The organism is Streptomyces sp. NPDC005303 (genome assembly GCF_040607335.1).
In the GTDB taxonomy this organism is placed as follows: domain Bacteria; phylum Actinomycetota; class Actinomycetes; order Streptomycetales; family Streptomycetaceae; genus Streptomyces.
Genome location: NZ_JBEXGM010000066.1, coordinates 1 through 14921, shown reverse-complemented (window position 1 = coordinate 14921; position 14921 = coordinate 1). Strand labels below are relative to the sequence as shown.

16 protein-coding genes are annotated in these 14921 nt (G+C 69.9%); 7 read left to right on the top strand and 9 right to left on the bottom strand.

All coding sequences use genetic code 11. The features are described from left to right. Nucleotides 1-34 precede the first annotated feature (34 nt). Entirely contained in the window at nt 35-2794 is a 2760-nt protein-coding gene (gene ppc / locus ABZT93_RS39825) for a phosphoenolpyruvate carboxylase (protein ID WP_356113923.1), read from the bottom strand. A 308-nt stretch (nt 2795-3102) separates the two neighbouring features. Here ppc and ABZT93_RS39820 point away from each other — a divergent pair, with 308 nt between their 5' ends. The 3 genes from ABZT93_RS39820 to ABZT93_RS39810 are packed head-to-tail and all read left to right on the top strand — an operon-like array spanning nt 3103 to nt 5102. Beyond that, a complete protein-coding gene (locus tag ABZT93_RS39820) occupies nt 3103-4113 on the top strand; it encodes a fatty acid desaturase (RefSeq protein ID WP_356113921.1) in 1011 nt (336 codons plus the stop codon). Continuing rightward, a complete protein-coding gene (locus ABZT93_RS39815; protein WP_031042144.1) occupies nt 4110-4790 on the top strand; it encodes a TetR/AcrR family transcriptional regulator in 681 nt (226 codons plus the stop codon). The genes ABZT93_RS39820 and ABZT93_RS39815 overlap by 4 nt, the downstream gene beginning before the upstream one ends. 21 nt (nt 4791-4811) lie before the next feature. Further along, a complete protein-coding gene (locus tag ABZT93_RS39810) occupies nt 4812-5102 on the top strand; it encodes a hypothetical protein (RefSeq protein WP_356113919.1) in 291 nt (96 codons plus the stop codon). Nucleotides 5103-5170: 68 nt separating this feature from the next. Here ABZT93_RS39810 and ABZT93_RS39805 read toward each other — a convergent pair whose 3' ends face one another. The 3 genes from ABZT93_RS39805 to ABZT93_RS39795 all read right to left on the bottom strand — a co-directional run bounded on the left by ABZT93_RS39805 (nt 5171) and on the right by ABZT93_RS39795 (nt 6592). Continuing rightward, the gene (locus ABZT93_RS39805; RefSeq protein WP_356113917.1) at nt 5171-5344 is read right to left on the bottom strand and encodes a CsbD family protein; all 174 of its coding nucleotides are present in this window, start codon (nt 5342-5344) and stop codon (nt 5171-5173) included. Nucleotides 5345-5408: 64 nt separating this feature from the next. Continuing rightward, nucleotides 5409-5798 (bottom strand): glyoxalase, encoded by a 390-nt coding sequence (locus tag ABZT93_RS39800; RefSeq protein ID WP_356113915.1) that lies wholly within the window; start codon nt 5796-5798, stop codon nt 5409-5411. Then, the gene (locus ABZT93_RS39795) at nt 5798-6592 is read right to left on the bottom strand and encodes a trans-aconitate 2-methyltransferase (RefSeq protein WP_356113913.1); all 795 of its coding nucleotides are present in this window, start codon (nt 6590-6592) and stop codon (nt 5798-5800) included. Before ABZT93_RS39795 ends, ABZT93_RS39800 begins: the two co-directional genes overlap by 1 nt. 89 nt (nt 6593-6681) lie before the next feature. On the opposite strand from ABZT93_RS39795, the gene ABZT93_RS39790 reads away from it, so the two are divergent. Then, nucleotides 6682-7179, top strand: a complete 498-nt coding sequence (locus ABZT93_RS39790) for a MarR family transcriptional regulator (RefSeq protein WP_007382615.1) — start codon at nt 6682-6684, stop codon at nt 7177-7179. Here ABZT93_RS39790 and ABZT93_RS39785 read toward each other — a convergent pair. Further along, the gene (locus tag ABZT93_RS39785) at nt 7138-7905 is read right to left on the bottom strand and encodes a response regulator transcription factor (RefSeq protein ID WP_356113910.1); all 768 of its coding nucleotides are present in this window, start codon (nt 7903-7905) and stop codon (nt 7138-7140) included. The genes ABZT93_RS39790 and ABZT93_RS39785 overlap by 42 nt on opposite strands. Nucleotides 7906-8178: 273 nt before the next feature. Here ABZT93_RS39785 and ABZT93_RS39780 point away from each other — a divergent pair, with 273 nt between their 5' ends. Further along, entirely contained in the window at nt 8179-8637 is a 459-nt protein-coding gene (locus ABZT93_RS39780) for a GNAT family N-acetyltransferase (protein WP_356113908.1), read from the top strand. Here ABZT93_RS39780 and ABZT93_RS39775 read toward each other — a convergent pair. From ABZT93_RS39775 to galT, 4 genes are all read right to left on the bottom strand, one after another. Further along, complete coding sequence (locus ABZT93_RS39775) at nt 8627-9415, bottom strand: hypothetical protein (protein ID WP_356113906.1); 789 nt, start codon at nt 9413-9415, stop codon at nt 8627-8629. The genes ABZT93_RS39780 and ABZT93_RS39775 overlap by 11 nt on opposite strands. Nucleotides 9416-9504: 89 nt before the next feature. Continuing rightward, on the bottom strand, nt 9505-10659 hold the full coding sequence (galK, locus tag ABZT93_RS39770; protein ID WP_356113905.1) for a galactokinase: 1155 nt from the start codon (nt 10657-10659) through the stop codon (nt 9505-9507). After that, complete coding sequence (gene galE / locus ABZT93_RS39765; RefSeq protein ID WP_356113903.1) at nt 10659-11627, bottom strand: UDP-glucose 4-epimerase GalE; 969 nt, start codon at nt 11625-11627, stop codon at nt 10659-10661. The genes galK and galE overlap by 1 nt, the downstream gene beginning before the upstream one ends. Then, entirely contained in the window at nt 11624-12685 is a 1062-nt protein-coding gene (galT, locus tag ABZT93_RS39760) for a galactose-1-phosphate uridylyltransferase (RefSeq protein WP_356113901.1), read from the bottom strand. Before galT ends, galE begins: the two co-directional genes overlap by 4 nt. 112 nt (nt 12686-12797) lie before the next feature. On the opposite strand from galT, the gene ABZT93_RS39755 reads away from it, so the two are divergent. Together ABZT93_RS39755 and ABZT93_RS39750 are read left to right on the top strand one after the other, a co-directional pair. Then, nucleotides 12798-14486 carry a sodium:solute symporter family protein gene (locus ABZT93_RS39755; RefSeq protein WP_356113899.1) on the top strand — a complete coding sequence of 563 codons (1689 nt, stop codon included), beginning with the start codon at nt 12798-12800 and terminating at the stop codon, nt 14484-14486. Nucleotides 14487-14506: 20 nt separating this feature from the next. Further along, nucleotides 14507-14812 carry a hypothetical protein gene (locus ABZT93_RS39750; RefSeq protein ID WP_356113897.1) on the top strand — a complete coding sequence of 102 codons (306 nt, stop codon included), beginning with the start codon at nt 14507-14509 and terminating at the stop codon, nt 14810-14812. The last annotated feature ends 109 nt before the right edge of the window (nt 14813-14921 follow it).

Below are 14921 nucleotides of genomic sequence, written 5' to 3'. Positions count from 1 at the left end.
GGGACGAACCCCGGGGGCGCTTTCCTGACCGGACTCAGCCCGTGTTGCGCAGGCCCGCGGCCACGCCGTTGACCGTCAGCAGCAGGGCGCGCGCGAGCAGCGGGTCGGCGGGCTCACCCGCGGCGGCCGCGTCCCGCTGGCGCTTGAGCAGCGTCACCTGGAGGTAGGAGATCGGGTCCAGGTAGGCGTCGCGGATGGCGAAGGTCTGCTTGAGGACCGGGGTGGCGTCGAGGAGTTCGTCCTCGCCGGTGATCCTCAGGACCTCGCGGACGGTGAGCTCGTGCTCGGCCTCGATGTCGGCGAAGACGTGCTGGAGCTCGGCGGGGACGAGGGTCTCGACGTAGTGGCGGGCGATCCGCAGGTCGGTCTTCGCGAGCGTCATCTCGACGTTGGAGATGAAGTTCCGGAAGAAGTGCCACTGCTCGTGCATCTCGTCGAGCACGCCCTCTCCTCCCAATGTTGCAGTGAGGCCCGCCTCGCGCAGGGCCTTCAGGCCGGAGCCCACGCCGAACCAGCCGGGCACGATCTGCCGGGACTGGGTCCAGCCGAACACCCACGGGATGGCCCGCAGTCCGTCGAGGGAGACGCCCGACCCGGGGCGGCGGGAGGGCCGCGAGCCGAGGTGCAGGTCGGCGAGCTGGTCCACCGGCGTCGAAGCGAGGAAGTACGTCGGCAGGTCCGGGTCCTCGACGAGCCTGCGGTACGCGGCGTGCGCGGCGTCCGACACGACGTCCATGGCCGCGTCCCAGCGGGCCAGCGACTCGTCCGACTGACGGGGAGCCGTGTGCAGGGCGGACGCCTGGAGGGTGGCGGCGACCGTGAGTTCCAGGTTCTCCCGGGCCAGGGACGGCACGAGGTACTTGTCGGAGATGACCTCGCCCTGCTCGGTCACCTTGATCTCGCCCTCCAGAGTGCCCCAGGGCTGGGCGAGGATGGCGTCGTGGGAGGGGCCGCCGCCGCGGCCGACGGTGCCGCCACGGCCGTGGAAGAGGCGCAGGCGGACGCCGTAGCGGTGGGCGACGTCACGCAGCCGGCGCTGGGCGCGGTGGATCTCCCACTGGCTGGTGGTGATGCCGCCGAACTTGGAGGAGTCGGAGTAGCCGAGCATGACCTCCTGGACATCGCCCCGCAGGGCCACGAGCCTGCGGTACGACGGGTCGGAGAGCATGTCCTCCAGGATGGTGTCGGCGGCCTTGAGCTCGTCGGTGGTCTCCAGCAGCGGCACGATGCCGATCTTCGCCCACCCGGCGTGCAGGTCCAGCAGTCCGGCCTCACGGGCCAGCACCGCCGCCGCGAAGACGTCGTCGGCACCCTGGCACATCGAGATGATGTACGACTCGATGACCTCGGGTCCGAAGACCTCAAGGGCCCGCTTCACGGTCTGGAAGACCCCGAGGGTCTTCTCGCCGGCCGCGTCGACCGGCGCCGGGGTGGGGGCGAGGGGCCTGCGCGAACGCAGCTCCTTGGCGAGCAGCTTGCCCCGGTAGTCGCGGGGCATGTCCGCGTACCGCCAGGACTCCTCACCGAGCCGGTCGAAGAGCTGGCCGAGGGCGTGGTGGTGGGCGTCGGCGTGCTCGCGGACGTCCATGGTGGCGAGCTGGAGGCCGAAGGCGGACAGGGTGCGGATGGTGCGGTTCATCCGGCCGTCGGCGAAGAGGCCTCCGCGGTGTTCCCTGAGCGAGGTCTGGATGAGGGTCAGGTCGTGCAGCAGCTCGCTGGTGCCGAGGTAGTCGCGGCCGTCCTCGTGCGGGATGCCCCTGGCCAGCCGGGTCTTGGTGTTCTCCAGCTTCTGCCGGATGCAGGTGGCCTTGAGGCGGTACGGCTCCTCGGCGTTGAGGCGCTTGTAGCGGGGGCTGATCTCCGGCAGGCGCTCCAGGTCGGCCTTCAGGGACTCCAGGAGCTCCTCGGTGGCGCCGGTGTAGCGGATGGAGTTCGACAGGAAGCCGCGCAGCTCGTCGATGAGTTCCAGGGCGTCGTTGATGCCGTGCTCGTGCTGGAGGATCAGGACGTCCCAGGTGACCTGGGGGGTGACGTTGGGGTTGCCGTCGCGGTCGCCGCCGATCCAGGTGCCGAAGGTGAGGGGGCGGGTGGCGTCGGGGATCCTGACGCCGACGCGCTCCAGTTCGGCCGTCAGGTCCTCCAGGACGTCGCCGACCGCTCCGGCGTGCAGCTCGTCGAGGTAGTAGATGGCGTTGCGGGCCTCGTCGGCGGGCTCGGGGCGCACCACCCGGAGCTCGTCCGTCTGCCAGACGAGGTCGATGTTCTCGGCCAGACGGGTGTCGTAGCGGCGCCGGTCGGCCTCGATGACCGGGGTCTCCAGGAGGGCCGCGATCCGGCGGAGCTTGTTCAGCACCGAGCGGCGGGCGGCCTCGGTGGGGTGGGCGGTGAAGACCGGGCGGACGTTGAGGTTGGAGACGGTCTGGCGCAGGTGCTCGGGGTCGGCGTCCTTGAGGCGGTCGGCCGTACGGGCGAGCAGACCGCCCTCGGCGGCGCGCCGGGCCCGCAGCTCACGGCCGCGGTGCACCTGCTCGGTGACATTGGCCAGGTGGAAGTAGGTGGAGAAGGCGCGGACCAGCTTGGCGGCGGTCTCCAGTTCGATGCCGCGCAGCAGCTCGGCGGCGGCCTCGCCGTCCTCACGGGTGAGTCGGCGCACCTTCTCGACGAGTTCCAGCAGCTCGGGGCCCTCCTGGCGGACGAGGGTCTCGCCCAGGAGGTCGCCCAGCCGGCGGATGTCGGCGCGCAGCTCGGTACTGGTCGACATGGCGCTCGTGGTCAGGTCGTCGGCACTGCTCACAGGTGCGGCTCCTTGCAGTGTTGAAGCTCGTCCGGCAGGGGAACCCGGAGTGCGGTCGTGCGGCAGCCGCCGCATACGGCCGGGCCATCCGGGAAGAAATCAGAGCGGACCGCGCTGTCCGACCGACTCCAAGGATAGGTGTCCATGCGGACGCGCAGACTCTCGGGCTCTTGCCGCCGGGCGCCGCACTGCCATACTTACGATGCCGTAGGTTACGGAACCGTAGGGACCGTCGTAACGGAACCCGGGAAGGATTCCCGCAGCCCGGCACTTCGTCTCACACCATCGAAACCCCACAGGGGACGCCCATGACCACGCGCTCCGATGTGATCGCAGACGCCCCGAAGGCGAACGACGGCCCTACACCGCCCTCCGCGACGCTCGGCGGTGAGCAGAAACGCTCGCTCGAACAGATCACGCTGCTCCTCTTCATCATCGTTCCGTTCCTGGCCCTGCTCGCGGCGGTGCCGCTGGCCTGGGGCTGGGGTGTGAGCTGGCTCGATCTGGGTCTTCTCGTCTTCTTCTACTACCTCGGCTGCCACGGCATCACGATCGGCTTCCACCGCTACTTCACACACGGCTCCTTCAAGGCCAAACGGCCCCTGCGGATCGCGCTGGCGATCATGGGATCGATGGCGGTCGAGGGACCGCTGGTGCGGTGGGTGGCCGACCACCGCAGGCACCACAAGTTCTCCGACGCCGAGGGCGACCCCCACTCGCCGTGGCGGTTCGGGGAGACGGTCCCGGCACTGGTCAAGGGCCTGTGGTGGGCCCACATCGCCTGGATGTTCGACGAGGAGCAGACTCCGCAGGACAAGTACGCACCGGATCTGATCAAGGACCCGGCGATCCGCGCGATCTCCCGCCACTTCATCTACTGGACGATGCTCTCCCTCGCCCTGCCCGCCGTGATCGGCGGTCTGGTGACGATGTCCTGGTGGGGCGCGTTCACCGGCTTCTTCTGGGGCTCCCTGGTCCGCGTCTGCCTGCTCCACCACGTGACCTGGTCGATCAACTCGATCTGCCACGCGGTCGGCAAGCGGCCCTTCAAGTCCCGGGACCGCTCGGGCAACGTGTGGTGGCTGGCCGTGCTGTCCTGCGGTGAGTCCTGGCACAACCTGCACCACGCCGACCCGACTTCGGCTCGGCACGGGGTGATGCGGGGCCAGCTGGACTCCTCGGCGCGGTTCATCCGCTGGTTCGAGATGCTCGGCTGGGCGTACGACGTGCGCTGGCCGTCACGCTCGCGTATCGATTCCCGCCGGAACACGGACGGGGACGGCTCCCGGCGCAAGGAGGAGACCGCAGAGGCGGCATGATGGACGCCGTGGCGACCGACTCCAGCAGTACCCCGAGCGACGAAGCGAAGCCGCGGCGTGCCCGGCGCACCCGGATGACGGGGGCCGAGCGCCGCGCCCAGCTTCTGGAGATCGGTCGCACGCTCTTCGCCTCGAAGGGCTTCGAGGCCACGTCGGTGGAGGAGATCGCGGCGAAGGCGGGCGTCTCCAAACCGGTGGTGTACGAGCACTTCGGCGGCAAGGAGGGCCTGTACGCCGTGGTGGTGGACCGTGAGATGCGGCGTCTGCTGGACATGGTGACGAGTTCCCTCACCGCCGGTCACCCCCGCGAACTGTGCGAACAGGCGGCCTTCGCCCTCCTCGACTACATCGAGGAGTACACGGACGGCTTCCGCATCCTGGTCCGCGACTCCCCGATCCCCCAGTCCACGGGCTCCTTCGCCTCGCTCATCTCGGACATCGCGACCCAGGTGGAGGACATCCTGGGCCGCGAGTTCAAGCGGCGCGGCTTCGATCCCAAGCTGGCCCCGCTGTACGCCCAGGCCCTGGTCGGCATGGTCGCCCTGACCGGCCAGTGGTGGCTGGACGTGCGCCGCCCGAAGAAGGCGGAGGTGGCGGCGCACCTGGTGAACCTCGCTTGGCACGGCCTGGACGGGCTGGAGGCGAAGCCGCGTCTGATAGGACGCAGGAAGTACTGAGCCGACCTGGGAGCAGCGCACATGCGGTCCGAACCGGTGAGCCCGCCGGGTCCTGAATGGGAGACCGCCTGCCGGGTCTGCGGGCACGACGACGATCCGGAGCCCTTCTGGGAGAGCGGCCGGCCCAACGAGGGCGCCATCTGCCCCTGCTGCGGCAATGAGCCCAGCGTGAACGACATCAGCGTCCTCGGTCGGCGGGAGAAGCGCGGTCACTGGCTCGGCCAGGGCGCTCCCTGGGATTCGCCGAGCTCCCGCCCGAACGGCTGGGACATCCTGGAGCAGGTGAAGCACATCCCGGCCGAGTGGCGCTGACCCGTCCCCGGCCCGTACGACGGCCCGTGCACCCCGAGGGTGCACGGGCCGTCCGTTTGCGTACCGCGTCAGTGCTTGAAGGTGTCCTTGGCCTTCTCCTTGGCCTGGCGGGCGTCGCCCTTGGACTGCCCCGCCCGGCCCTCGGCCTCCAAGCGCTCGTTGCCGACCGCGCGCCCCACGGCCTCCTTGGCCTTGCCCTTGACCTGTTCCTTCTTGGCCTTGGCCTTCTGGTCTCCAGCCACCGTTCTCACTCCCAGTGATTGCGGACTCCGCTGTCATCGCTGCGGGTGACCCGACCGGCCGCGCTCAAACCAGGAACTCCAGCCGGTTGCCCACGGGGTCGTACGAGTAGAACCGCCGCAGTCCCGGCAGTCCCGGCAGTCCCGGCAGTCCCGGCAGTCCCGGCAGTCCCTCGTCCCACCGGACCGTCGCACCGAGCGCCGCCAGCCGGTCGGCGTACGCCGAGATGTCCGTGACCCTGAGCCCCGGGTGAGCCTTCTGCGACGGCCTGAAGCCTGCCTCGATCCCCAGGTGCAGCTCCACGGCCCCCGCCCGGAACCAGCACCCGCCCCGGGCCGCGAGCACCGGAGGCTTGGGGATCTCGGTCATGCCGAGGACGTCGACGTAGTACGACCGCAGCAGGTCCTCCGAGCCGGGGGGCGCGGCCAGCTGCACATGGTCGACGGCTGCGAGCATCAGCCCTCCTTGCGGGCCACCGCGAAGATGCGGCGGAAGGGGAACGGCGTGCCGTGCGGCCCGGCCGGGTACGCCTCGCGCAGGGCCGCCCGGTACTCGGTGAGAAAGGCGTCCCGGGCCTTCGGGTCGTCGGCGAGGGCGGTGAGGAGCGGCCGCAGGCCCGTGCCCTTGACCCAGTCCAGGACCGGGTCCTCGCCCTGGAGCAGGTGGACGTATGTCGTCTCCCACGCGTCCACCTCGCAGCCCAGGTCGGCCAGCGCGGCGAGATAGGCCTCGGGCGAAAGGACGGCGTCGTCGTGGCGCAGGATCTCCGCGAGGCCCATGGACCCCGCGAGGTCGCGCATCAGCCGGTGGCTCGGGGAGTCGAAGTTGCCGGGCACCTGGAAGGCGAAGGTGCCGCCCGGGGCGAGCCCGGCGATCCAGTCGGCGAACCGCGCCACGTGCCCCGGCACCCACTGCAGCGTCGCATTGCTGACGATGAGGTCGTACGGCTGTGCGGGCGTCCAGGTGCGGACGTCCGCGTGGGCGAAGTCGAGCGAGCCGCCGCCCGGCGTGGGGCCGGCGTACTCGACCCGTGCCTTGTCGAGCATCTCGACGGAGTTGTCGTAGCCGGTGATGCGGGCCGTGGGCCAGCGTGCGGCGAGCAGCGCCGTCACGTTGCCGGGGCCGCAGCCCAGGTCGGCGATCAGGGGCTGTTCGCCGGGCAGGTCCGGGACGCGGGCGAGGAGGTCGGCGAAGGGGCGGGCGCGGTGGTCGGCATGGCGGAGGTACTGAGCGGGGTCCCAAGTCGTCATGGGACTCACTGTCCCCGGAGATTTATCTTGATGTCAAGAGGCTTCACATCAAGAGACTTCACGTCGACACAACCACTACACTGATCGTCATGGAGGACGAGGTCGATCGGCTGGTCGCTGCGTGGCGCCGGGAGCGCCCTGACCTCGACGTGGAACCGCTCGAGGTGCTCAGCCGGGTGAGCAGACTGGCCCGGCATCTGGACCGGGCACGCCGGCTGGCCTTCGCGGAGCACAGTCTGGAGCCCTGGGAGTTCGACGTGCTCACCGCGCTCAGGCGCGCGGGGACGCCGTATCAGCTCTCCCCCGGACAGCTGCTGACCCAGACCCTGGTCACCTCGGGCACCATGACCAACCGCATCGACCGGCTGGCCAAGAAGGGCCTGGTGGAGCGGCTGCCCGACCCTAGCGACCGGCGTGGGGTTCTGGTCCGGCTCACGGAGGACGGCAAGGACCGCGCGGACCAGGCCCTCGCCGGTCTGCTGGAACAGGAACGCGCGATCCTCGCCGAGCTCTCCCGCGCCCAGCGCGGGGAACTGGCCGGGCTGCTACGCCAGCTGACCGCCCCGTTCGACAACATCCCCGGCTAGGTCGACCGGCCCCACACCCGCGCGCCGCGCCAGGGCGACCGCGGCCAGGGTGGAGTGGACGCCCAGCTTGCCGAGGACGTTCTGCATGTGGGTGCGCACGGTGTGCGGGGAGAGGAACAGTCTCTCCGCGACCGCCTTCCGGCCGAGCCCGGCCACCATGCAGCGCAGCACTTCCCGTTCGCGCGGGGTGAGGGACTCCACCAGCCGCTCGCTCTCGGTGCGGTGCTTGCGGGCGGCGGTGAGCTCCCTGAGCACGCCGGTGAGCAGGGCGGGCGGCAGATGGGTCTCGTCGCGCAGCACCCCCCGGATGACGGTGAGCAGCCGGGACAGCGAGCAGTCCTTGGCGACCCAGCCCGAGGCGCCGGCCTGCAGGGCGAGCGCGGCCCGCCGCGGATCGTCCTTCTCGGCGAGCACGACGATCCGGACCGCCGGCTGCGCCGTACGGACCCCGGCGACCAGCGATATGCCGTCGACGAGACCGTCCTCGCTGCCGTCCTGCACGGGCATGGCGGGCCTGATGCCCTGGACGTTGCCGCCCAGGTCCGCGTCGACGAGCAGCACGTCGTAACGGCGGCCCTCGGCGGCCGCGCGCTCCAGCGAGCGCAGCGCGGCGGGACCGCTGCCGGCCGCGGAGACCTCCACGTCGGGCTCGGCCGCCAGTGCGGCGGCGAGCGACTCGGCGAAGATGCGATGGTCGTCGACGACCAGGACTCGGATACGAACCACGAAACCCCCTTCCCCAAGCTCTCGAAGAGCAGGGGATACCCCATCGTCTTCGTCTGAGGACGACTCGGGAGACGACACCGCCGCGGGTACGACGCCCGAAGCACGATGGCCGCACGGCCGCCGCCGTGCAAGAACTGCTACCCCCACTTCGGGTGCCGTACCCGACTGTCTCGCCCCCTGATCAGCACCGGCCCCCACCGGTGCTGTTCATCAGGGTACGGCCGGGGGGCAGGAGCGGAAGGTTATTTGCAGAACTGGCTGTCCGGTGCGTTTATGGTGAGCCGCATGTTTCGTCTGGAGACAGAAGTCGACAAAGCCCGGCAAGATCTGCTCCGCAAACGGCTGCGGGACACCAACACGGCCGCCTCCCCGGTCCTGCGGGCGCTGCGCGGAACCCCAGGTGAACGGGAACTTCCGCTCCACGTCTGGGCGTTGGACGACTCCGGTGCACTCGCGGGCGGACTGGTCGGCCACACCTGGACGAGCTGGCTGCACGTGACCTACCTGTGGGTCGACGGACGGCACCGCGGGGCGGGCCTCGGTTCGCAGTTGCTCGCACGGGCGGAGCGGACCGCGCGTCGCGCGCGGGGCTGCACCTCCGTACGCCTGGAGACCTGGGACTTCCAGGCGCCGGAGTTCTACCGGAAGCAGGGCTACGAGGTGGTGTGTGTGATCCCGGACTATCCGCCGGGCGTCACGGAGTACACGCTCACCAAGCGCCTCACCGTCTGAAGCGCCACGAGCCCGGCTCGTCCGCCGGCCGCAGACCGAGCTCCCCGGCGATGCCGGCCGCGCGGCGGAGGGGGATGTCGGGGTAGTGGGCGGGGTGGACCTCGACGAAGCCGTGGTCGTCTGCCGATGCCGTGCGCAGTGCCTCGCGGAGCGTGTGTTCCTGTTCCTCGACCCTGTCCCGCTCCTCCCGGCGACGGGCGACGGTCACGCCCCGGCGGCCCGTGCCCGCGACGATCCCCAGCGCGATCAGCGCGAACGCCCCCACCCCCAGGACGTCTTCGGTCGCGTCCACGTCACCCGGGAGCCGGGGACGCAGGACGCCCGCGGGGTCCGCGAGCACGGTGACGGTCTGCCCGACGGCGAAGCTGCCCGACCCGGCCTGCAGGGAGGGGCCCGGGAGCCTGGTGCCGTCGCGGCGCGCGAGGGCGTAGTCGTAGGTGTTCGCCTGCCGCCCCCGGTCCGGGGCGGGCCAGTCCCGTACGACGGTGGCGGTGATCCGTTCGCCCCGCCGCTCCAGGGTGAGGTCGTCGCGGGCCAGGTCGGCGATGTACACGGCCGCCAGGGATGCCCCCAGCACCAGCAGCGCCGCGGTCAGGCCCGTCTCGTCCGCGCACAGCTTCGTCAGCAGCAGGGCGAGGAGCACCCCGTGCGCGATCCACAGGGGCACCAGGAGCCCGTAGCCCTGGTCGTCGGCCAGAAGGAAGAAGCCGACGATCGCGGCGAGCGCGTAGCAGCCGATGCCGATCGCCGACAGGATGCGAAGGCGCCCTCGACTCACGCTCCGACGCTACTGGGGCATATGTCAGGGAGAGGCCCGGCTTTCCCCAAGTTCGGATCAAGCCGGGCAAAACAGCGGTCAGCCGGGTCTCAGGCGACGCGTCGCGCTCCCGCCGAGGGCACCGCCTCGAACACCCGCGGAGCGGTGAACTCGGCTGCGGCGAAGGCCTCTTGGACCGCCTTGGTGATTGTCTCCACATCGGCCGCCTCGGCCAGCACGATCGCCGAACCGCCGAAGCCGCCGCCGGTCATCCGCGCGCCCAGGGCACCCGAGGCGAGGGCGGTGTCGACGACCAGGTCCAGCTCCGGGCAGGAGATCCGGAAGTCGTCGCGCAGCGAGGCGTGGCCCGCGATCAGCACCGGGCCGATCGCGCGGGTCTCGCCCGACTCCAGCAGGGCGACGACCTTCTCGACCCGCTCGTCCTCGGTGACGACGTGCCGGACCAGGCGTACGGCCTCCTCGTCGTCGCCGAGCCTCGCGAGGGCCGCGTCGAGCTCGCCGTAGGGGATGTCCCGCAGCGCGTCCACGCCCAGCAGTGCCGCGCCCCGCTCGCAGCCCGCGCGGCGCTTGCCGTACTCGCCCTCGTTGTGGGCGTGCTTGACGCGGGTGTCGACGACGAGCAGGACCATGCCCTCGGCTGCGAGGTCGAAGGGGATCTGCTTCTGGGAGAGGTCTCGGGTGTCGAGGAACAGGGCGTGGCCGGTCTCGCAGCAGGCGGACGCGGTCTGGTCCATGATCCCGGTGGGGGCGCCGACATAGACGTTCTCGGCGCGCTGGCACAGCCGGGCCAGCTGCCAGCGCTGCAGGCCCAGGTCGTACAGGTCGTTCAGCGCGAGCGCGACGACGACCTCCAGGGCCGCCGAGGAGGACAGGCCCGCGCCCGCCGGGACCGTCGAGGCGAGATGGACGTCCGCGCCGGTGACCGGATGTCCGGCCTCGCGCAGCGCCCAGACGACACCGGCCGGGTAGGCGGTCCAGTTCCGGTCGCTCTCCGGGGCGAGGTCGTCCAGGCGCAGTTCGACGACGCCGCCCTCGACGTCGGCCGAGTGCAGGCGCAGAACGCCGTCCACGCGCTTGGAGACGGCGGCGACCGCGGTGTGCGGCAGCGCGAAGGGCATCACGAAGCCGTCGTTGTAGTCGGTGTGCTCACCGATGAGGTTGACGCGGCCCGGCGCCGACCAGACACCCTCGGGCTCGGTTCCGTACAGCTCGGTGAAACCGTCCCGGACCTGCTGTGCCGCCACTACTGCTCCCTCGCTGCGCTGATGGTCTGCGCGAACTCCCAGGCGTCCGCGACGATCCCCGCGAGATCCGCGCGGGACGGGTTCCAGCCCAGCTTCTCGCGGGCGGTGGCGGCGGAGGCGACCAGGGTGGCCGGGTCGCCGCCCCGGCGCGGGGCCACGACCTCGGGGATCGGGTGGCCGGTGACCTGGCGGACGGTCTCGATGACCTGGCGGACGGAGAAGCCCTCGCCGTTGCCGAGGTTGCAGATGAGGTGCTCGCCCGGCTGGGCCGCCGTCAGCGCGAGGAGGTGGGCCTCGGCCAGGTCGGCGACGTGGATGTAGTCGCGCACGCAGGTGCCGTCCGGGGTGGGGTAGTCCTCGCCGAACACGTTGATCGCCTCCCGCTTGCCCTGGGCGACCTGAAGGATCAGCGGAATCAGGTGCGACTCGGGGTCGTGCCGCTCGCCCTGCTTGCCGTAGGCGCCGGCCACGTTGAAGTAGCGCAGGGACACCGCGCCCAGCCCGTGGGCGTTCGCCTCGCTGGTGATCATGAAGTCGACGGCGAGCTTGGAGGCGCCGTACGGGTTGGTCGGCCTGGTCGGCGCCGACTCGACGATCGGCACCTCCTCGGGCTCCCCGTAGGTGGCGGCCGTGGAGGAGAAGACGAGCTTCTTCACGCCGGCCTCGCGCATGGCGCCGAGCAGCGCCATCGTCCCGCCGACGTTGTTGTCCCAGTACTTCTCGGGCTTCACGACCGACTCGCCGACCTGTGAGAACGCGGCGAAGTGGAGCACGCCGTCGAAGGAGGAGTCCAGCCACTTGGCGGCGTCGCGGATGTCGCCCTCGATGAAGGCGGCCCCGGCCGGGACGCCCTCGCGGAAGCCGGTGGAGAGATTGTCGAGGACGACGACCTCGTGCCCCGCCTCCAGCAGGTGCTGGGCCACGACACCGCCGACATAACCCGCGCCACCTGTCACCAGGTACTTCATGAACTCGCTACCTCTCGCAGTCGCTGAGCCGCGGCTTCCGGTCGGATGTCGTTGATGAAGACGTTCATGCCCGACTCGGACCCCGCGAGGAACTTCAGCTTGCCGGACGTACGGCGGATGGTGAAAAGCTCGAGGTGCAGCGCGAAGTCGTCACGGCCCACTCCCTCGAACTCCTCCAACTGCCCGAACGGCGCCTGGTGCCAGCCGGCGATGTACGGCGTAGGAGGCTCGTTCTCCCCGAAGATCCGGTCGAAGCGCCTCAAGAGTTCCAGATACACCTTGGGGAACTCTGTGCGGGCGTCCTCGTCGAGGCCGAGCAGGTCCGGCACCCGGCGCCTCGGGTAGAGGTGCACCTCGTACGGCCAGTGCGCCGCGTAGGGCACGAAGGCGACCCAGTGCTCGCTCTCCAGGACGACCCGCTCACCGGCGAGTTCGCCCTCCAGGACGGCGTCGAAGAGGTTCTCCCCTCCGGTCGCCTCCTTGTGCGCCGCGAGAGAGCGCAGCATCAGGGCGGTGCGGGGGGTGGTGAACGGGTAGGCGTAGATCTGGCCATGCGGGTGACCCAGGGTCACACCGATCTCCGCACCCCGGTTCTCGAAACAGAAGACCTGCTCCACGGAGGGCAGATGCGACAGCTCCGACGTCCGGTCGGTCCATGCGTCAAGGACGAGCCGTGCCTGCTCCTCCGTGAGGTCCGCGAAGGACGAGTTGTGGTCCGAGGTGAAGCACACGACCTCACAACGCCCCGAGTCGCCGGCAAGCGAGGGGAAACGGTTCTCGAAGACCACGGCGTCGTACGAGGAGTCCGGGATCTCACTCAGCCGGTCCCCCTGCGAGGGGCACAGCGGGCACTCGTCGGCGGGCGGGTGGTAGGTGCGCCCCTGTCGGTGCGAGGCGATGGCCACGGAGTCGCCGAGCAGCGGATCCCGACGAACCTCGGACGTGGTGACAGTCCGCTCCAGCGGACGCCGGTCCACGGCGTCGCGGACGGTGTCGTCGCGCAGGTCGTAGTAGATGAGCTCGCGACCGTCGGCCAGCCGGGTCGAGGTCTTCTTCACCGCTGGGGCTCCTTCACTCAAACATAACTAAACACAAGTAACCATGACCACCCACCCAAGTCAACATCGGAATCAAACAAAGAGCATCAGTCGAGGTGTTCAATTGCTGACTATGCAGACCCCCACAAAAGGCGCATATCTGGCCGCCGAGCTCCGGCTCCCCACCAACTGGCTCGACTACACGATCCTCGGGATCTACTTCGTCGTCGTCCTCGGCATCGGTTTCGCGGCCCGGAGATCGGTGAAGACGAGCCTCGACTTCTTCCTCTCCGGCCGCTCACTGCCGGCCTGGATCACGGGTCTCGCCTTCATCTCCGCCAACCTGGCCGCCACGGAGATCCTGGGGATGGCCGCCAACAGCGCACAGTACGGGGCCTATACGGTCCACTGGTACTGGATCGGCGCCATCCCGGCCATGGTCTTCCTCGGCCTGGTGATGATGCCCTTCTACTACGGCAGCAAGGTGCGTTCGGTCCCCGAGATGCTCCTCCTGCGCTTCGACAAGTGGGCCCATCTGCTCAGCTCGGCCCTGTTCGCCTTCGCCGCCATCCTGATCGCGGGCGTGAACCTCTACGCCCTCGCGATCGTCGTCGAGGCCCTGCTGGGCTGGCCGCAGTGGGTGGCCATCGTCGTGGCCGGCGCCTTCGTCCTCGCCTACATCACCCTCGGCGGCCTGTCCTCCGCGATCTACAACGAGGTCCTCCAGTTCTTCGTGATCCTGGCGGCCCTCATCCCCCTGGTCGTCCTGGGCCTGAAGAAGGTGGGCGGCTGGGACGGCCTCACGGACAGACTGACGGCGGAGCACGGAGCGAACTTCACCACCGCCTGGGGCGGCACGGGCATCGGCAGCGCGAACCCGCTGGGCGCGAACTGGCTGACGATCGTGCTGGGCCTGGGCTTCGTGCTGTCGTTCGGCTACTGGACGACGAACTTCGCGGAAGTCCAGCGAGCGCTGTCGGCGAAGAACCTCTCCGCGGCCCAGCGCACCCCCCTGATCGCCGCGTACCCGAAGATCTTCATCGTGTTCCTGGTGATGATCCCCGGCCTGGTGGCGGCGGCCCTGATCCCCGGCTTCGGCACCGCCGACTCGGGCTACCAGTACAACGACGCCATCCCGTACCTGATGGAACAGCTCCTGCCGAACGGCGTCCTCGGCATCGCGGTCACCGGGCTCCTGGCCGCCTTCATGGCGGGCATGGCGGCGAACGTCTCTTCCTTCAACACGGTGTTCACGAACGACATCTGGGGCCGCTATGTGCGGACGGGCCGCCCGGACGAGTACTACGTCCGCTTCGGGCGCCTGATCACGGTGATCGGCGTCTGCGCGTCGGTCGGCACGGCGTTCCTGGCGTCCTCCTTCTCGAACATCATGAGCTACCTGCAGACCCTGTTCTCCTTCTTCAACGTGCCGATGTTCGTCGTCTTCATCGTCGGCATGTTCTGGAAGCGCGCCTCCGCGAGGTCGGGCTTCTGGGGCCTGCTGGCCGGCACGGTCGCGGCGATGGTGAACTACTTCTGGATCTACAAGCAGGGCATCATCGACATCCCCACCGACCAGGGCGCCAACTTCGTCTCGGCGATCGTCGGCTTCGTGGCCGGCGGGGTGGTCATGATCGCCGTGTCCCTCTTCACGACCCCCAAGCCCGCCGAGGAACTCCAGGGCCTCGTCTACGGCACGACGTCCCCGGGCATGTCCGAGCCGCCCGCCGTCGGCGACGACGCCTGGTACCGCAGGCCGGCCCTGCTGGGCTGGGGTGCGGTGGTGCTGGCCGCCGCCTGCTACATCCCGTTCTCGTTCTGATGTCGGAGGATTGAGAAACCATGTCCGAACAGCACGGCTACTCCGAACACGACGTCCAGCGGGAAGTCTCCGAACTCCAGGCCAAGTCGGCCACCGCGGCCCGCATCTTCGACCTGCGCCGCATCATCGGCGGCCTGTTCGTCCTCTACGGCATCATCGTCACGATCGCCGGAATCAACCCCTCCGACTCCTCCCTCGACAAGTCGGAGGGCGTCAACATCAACCTCTGGACCGGCCTCGGAATGCTGATCCTCGGCGTCTTCTTCCTGATCTGGCAGAAACTGAAGCCGGTGGCGCCACCGCAGGTGGAGACACCCGAGGAGTGACGCCGGGCGCCCAAGGGGGTGCCGGGTGCGGTTGCGGGGCGACTGCGCGTCCGTCGTTGCCCGCGTCGACCACCGCCAGTTCGAGACAGGTCCACGCCTCACCGTGGGC

Coding starts and splice junctions, on each gene's coding strand:
- ABZT93_RS39820 (WP_356113921.1), top strand. CDS start 3,103: ATGACCACGCGCTCCGATGTGATCGCAGACGCCCCGAAGGCGAACGAC.
- ABZT93_RS39815 (WP_031042144.1), top strand. CDS start 4,110: ATGATGGACGCCGTGGCGACCGACTCCAGCAGTACCCCGAGCGACGAA.
- ABZT93_RS39810 (WP_356113919.1), top strand. CDS start 4,812: ATGCGGTCCGAACCGGTGAGCCCGCCGGGTCCTGAATGGGAGACCGCC.
- ABZT93_RS39800 (WP_356113915.1), bottom strand. CDS start 5,798: ATGCTCGCAGCCGTCGACCATGTGCAGCTGGCCGCGCCCCCCGGCTCG.
- ABZT93_RS39795 (WP_356113913.1), bottom strand. CDS start 6,592: ATGACGACTTGGGACCCCGCTCAGTACCTCCGCCATGCCGACCACCGC.
- ABZT93_RS39790 (WP_007382615.1), top strand. CDS start 6,682: ATGGAGGACGAGGTCGATCGGCTGGTCGCTGCGTGGCGCCGGGAGCGC.
- ABZT93_RS39780 (WP_356113908.1), top strand. CDS start 8,179: ATGGTGAGCCGCATGTTTCGTCTGGAGACAGAAGTCGACAAAGCCCGG.
- galE (WP_356113903.1), bottom strand. CDS start 11,627: ATGAAGTACCTGGTGACAGGTGGCGCGGGTTATGTCGGCGGTGTCGTG.
- ABZT93_RS39755 (WP_356113899.1), top strand. CDS start 12,798: ATGCAGACCCCCACAAAAGGCGCATATCTGGCCGCCGAGCTCCGGCTC.
- ABZT93_RS39750 (WP_356113897.1), top strand. CDS start 14,507: ATGTCCGAACAGCACGGCTACTCCGAACACGACGTCCAGCGGGAAGTC.